General features: G+C 55.6%; 2 protein-coding genes and 1 pseudogene. 1 reads left to right on the top strand and 2 read right to left on the bottom strand.

Annotation, left to right across the window (positions count from 1 at the left end; translation table 11 throughout):
• Nucleotides 1–48 precede the first annotated feature (48 nt).
• Nucleotides 49–519 (bottom strand): hypothetical protein, encoded by a 471-nt coding sequence (locus AC1Q5S_RS22160; protein ID WP_492239446.1) that lies wholly within the window; start codon nt 517–519, stop codon nt 49–51.
• A 608-nt stretch (nt 520–1,127) separates the two neighbouring features.
• Here AC1Q5S_RS22160 and AC1Q5S_RS22165 point away from each other — a divergent pair.
• Nucleotides 1,128–1,283, top strand: a pseudogene (locus tag AC1Q5S_RS22165) (DNA-3-methyladenine glycosylase 2 family protein); the annotation flags it as partial.
• A 308-nt stretch (nt 1,284–1,591) separates the two neighbouring features.
• On the opposite strand, the gene AC1Q5S_RS22170 reads toward AC1Q5S_RS22165, so the two are convergent.
• A complete protein-coding gene (locus AC1Q5S_RS22170) occupies nt 1,592–2,548 on the bottom strand; it encodes a toll/interleukin-1 receptor domain-containing protein (protein ID WP_233521269.1) in 957 nt (318 codons plus the stop codon).
• Between the last annotated feature and the right edge of the window lie 294 nt (nt 2,549–2,842).

Consider the following 2,842-nt stretch of genomic DNA (forward strand, 5'->3'; position numbering starts at 1 on the left):
AAGGAGTTCGGTCACGATCGACCGAAATCCTCGGTCACGATGCCGAAATCACCGGTCACGTTGGTCCGAAATACCCACATTGCCGTGAAAAGTACCTGGGGCCTTGCTGCAACCCACAATCGGTTTGATCTGGGCTTTCTTCTCCGCGTCCTTGAAGAGGCAGTACCAGCACAGCGGCTGCGTGGAGAACCGGATGGTCTGGCCCACGATGCACGACTTGCCCAGGTAGGTGCAATTGCCCTCATCGGGTAACAGCTTGAACGGTGGCAGATCATTCCAGCGGACACCGTAAATGACATAGGGCGTCACAAAAGGCAGGTCTCGGATGCTGCAGGTAGTGTCCTGTGCCAGGTTGGCGGGCTCGACCGGACAGCCCATGGCAATCTGGGTGATCTCTTCATGGACACGGCCCTTGATGAGCACACCCAATCTGCCAGCCACATCCGCCAAAGAGTCTTCAGTCTCGTTGGTCAGTTTGGATTCAAATGCCGAGCCCATGGGCGCAATCTGAAAGGCCATGGCGGCACTGGAAAGTGCCAGTGCGCCTGCGACCAAGGCTAAGGGGCGTGCGACCGCGAGCGCCGAAAGCAGTGATTTCTGAAGACCGCGACCCATCTTGCTCGGTATGACCTGCATCTGTCTCCTCCTTTGGCTTCACTGTAAGCAGATTCAAGGTTTGGACAACAAATATTGGTGCAGGGAGCAGACATACCTCAGCTGCAGCTTGCGCTTTCCAGGCATCGGGCCGGTGGTTGGCGTGGAGGCCGACCACGCTTGGGGCACTGCAATTCGTGGGCGGCGTCAGGGTGAATATTTCACAATATGAATTATCAAAATCCGGATAATTAGCGATAAGACGCCAGTCCGGGCCTTGCCTGAGGCAAATTGAGGCGACGCAAGCCTTGCTGTCGCGTGATTGGCCGCGACCTACAGTGACAAAACCTCACGACCGGGAGCGCCCGCACCTGCTTCACCAGCGACCACATGATGGTCCGGGATGCGACAACACTTCATCGAGCCATGGTTGCAGCTGAAGCAACGATGGCCGTTCTATCCAGAAAACAGCGCATCCGAGCGGAGCACGTACTTTGTTCCATCCGTCAGCAACTGCGTGCAAAAGCGGGGAACTCTATCCGATTAGCGACTTCCCAAGCCCCGCACAGTTGCTCGCAACCCCCACAGAACAACAGCTTAGCTGCGGCTTCTCCGCTGCTAAGCTCGCCACGATCCTGAACATCGCCCAGGCAACCCTGGACGACGTAGTACCCACTCGCTCGCAGGCAGCTAGCTGCGCACGACACAGGGCAAGAGGTGGTACCCCCTCGCGATACCCTTTGAGTAACCCGCTCGCCGAATGGCGTGACCTTTTCTACCAGAGGCTCGCACCGATCGCAAACCGCTGGAGCTTGTTGCAGAAGCTTCCACTAGGCTCCCCACCTAAGCGCGACTGGCCGAGCTGGATACGGTAGAAACCAACAGCCTGTCGAATAGCGTTGATGATTGGAACCAGCCCAACTCAACCGTTGGCTACGACGAGGTCCGCCGCCACGGATCAACAAGTGCAGGTGTAGCGCCAGAATGCACTGGAAATTCATCTTCCGCGCTGAAGCGGCCCTATAACGATCTCCCAGAGAGTTTCTGCGGCACCTTCCTGCGATAGCTTCTGCTTTTGTCGTCCACGAAACGACATCCCTAAGCTCGTAAGAAAAAGAGCTTGGTCGTCCGCTTGCACCGAAAGAGCCTCGTTATAAGAGTTCCCACTAAACGAATCGCCTTGGCTATAGTAGATCGCTGCTCCCATTTGCCCGCCAGTAAATACCGTCGCTTTTGCGGCATCCTCGCCATCTTTGTAGATGGCTGCAACAAACCGGTTAGCGTCGATCCGACGAAATACACCTTCGTAGCCCGGGTTTCTTGCCTGGAGCTCTTTCAGAGAGTTTTCGAAATAGCGCGCGATGTACTCGAAGGTATCAATCTGGAACCGGTCTTTGTCCAGCTGAGTGAAGGTCTTGGCAACCCGAAGGTTGCTCGAACGTGGTCCAGCCACTACCGCCTGCTGAGTTGGCGGCAAGGCAGTTGTATCGGAGCGCTCGGTTTGCGAGAGCGCTCTCGATTGATTGTGCCACCTGTCGGCCGCTTTGCGAACCTCCTTCGCTACCTGCAGAAAGGCCTCGTCCCTATCAGGCCAGAGAGTGACCGGTTTTCCATCCTGAGGGGTGCCAAGTAGCTTGCCGAATGGAGCGTGGTGCCAATCGCATGGACGTAGGATAACGGGAATGACAATGGCATCCTTGGCGTTGTGGCGCTCCATTGCACGTGCCATCTCAATGTTGTAGCAATAGTCAGAGGCAATGAAATCGGGGCTCACCAACAACAGAATTATCTCGTCGCCATTGATGTGGTCGTCAATAGCAGCGTCGACCTCTTGACCGGCACTGATTCTTCGGTCGTGCCAGGTTTCGATGACCCCCTGACGCTTGAGCATGGCCAGTTGTTTTTCCAGTTGGTCTCGCAACGCCTCATCGGCATGGCAATATGAGAAGAACACGTTCGGCAAGATGAAGGCTCCACACTGATTTTTATGATTCTGATCTTACGACTGGTTTAAGAATCCATCCCATGTCTCTTCACCAGGCCGCCGCAAAGACAATTCCAACCTGTGGCCCGCAGAGCGTCCCCCACCTTGTCAGAGGTATTCATTGTGGAAATCGTCACCCTCGTTCTGATCAACTTTAGTCGGCTCGGCACCGCAGGAAACTCAGCAGGGGGTCTCCTCGTTTTCAGTGCAATAAGTGACGGTACGAAAAGCTAGCACTGGCGCGGAGGTGGTGTTGGTAGATCG

This window comes from Acidovorax sp. GW835-FHT14B10 (genome assembly GCF_058793725.1).

What these genes read in the sequence shown, in the direction of transcription:
- AC1Q5S_RS22160 (WP_492239446.1), bottom strand. Translation starts at nt 519, where the DNA reads ATGGCCTTTCAGATTGCGCCCATGGGCTCGGCATTTGAATCCAAACTG.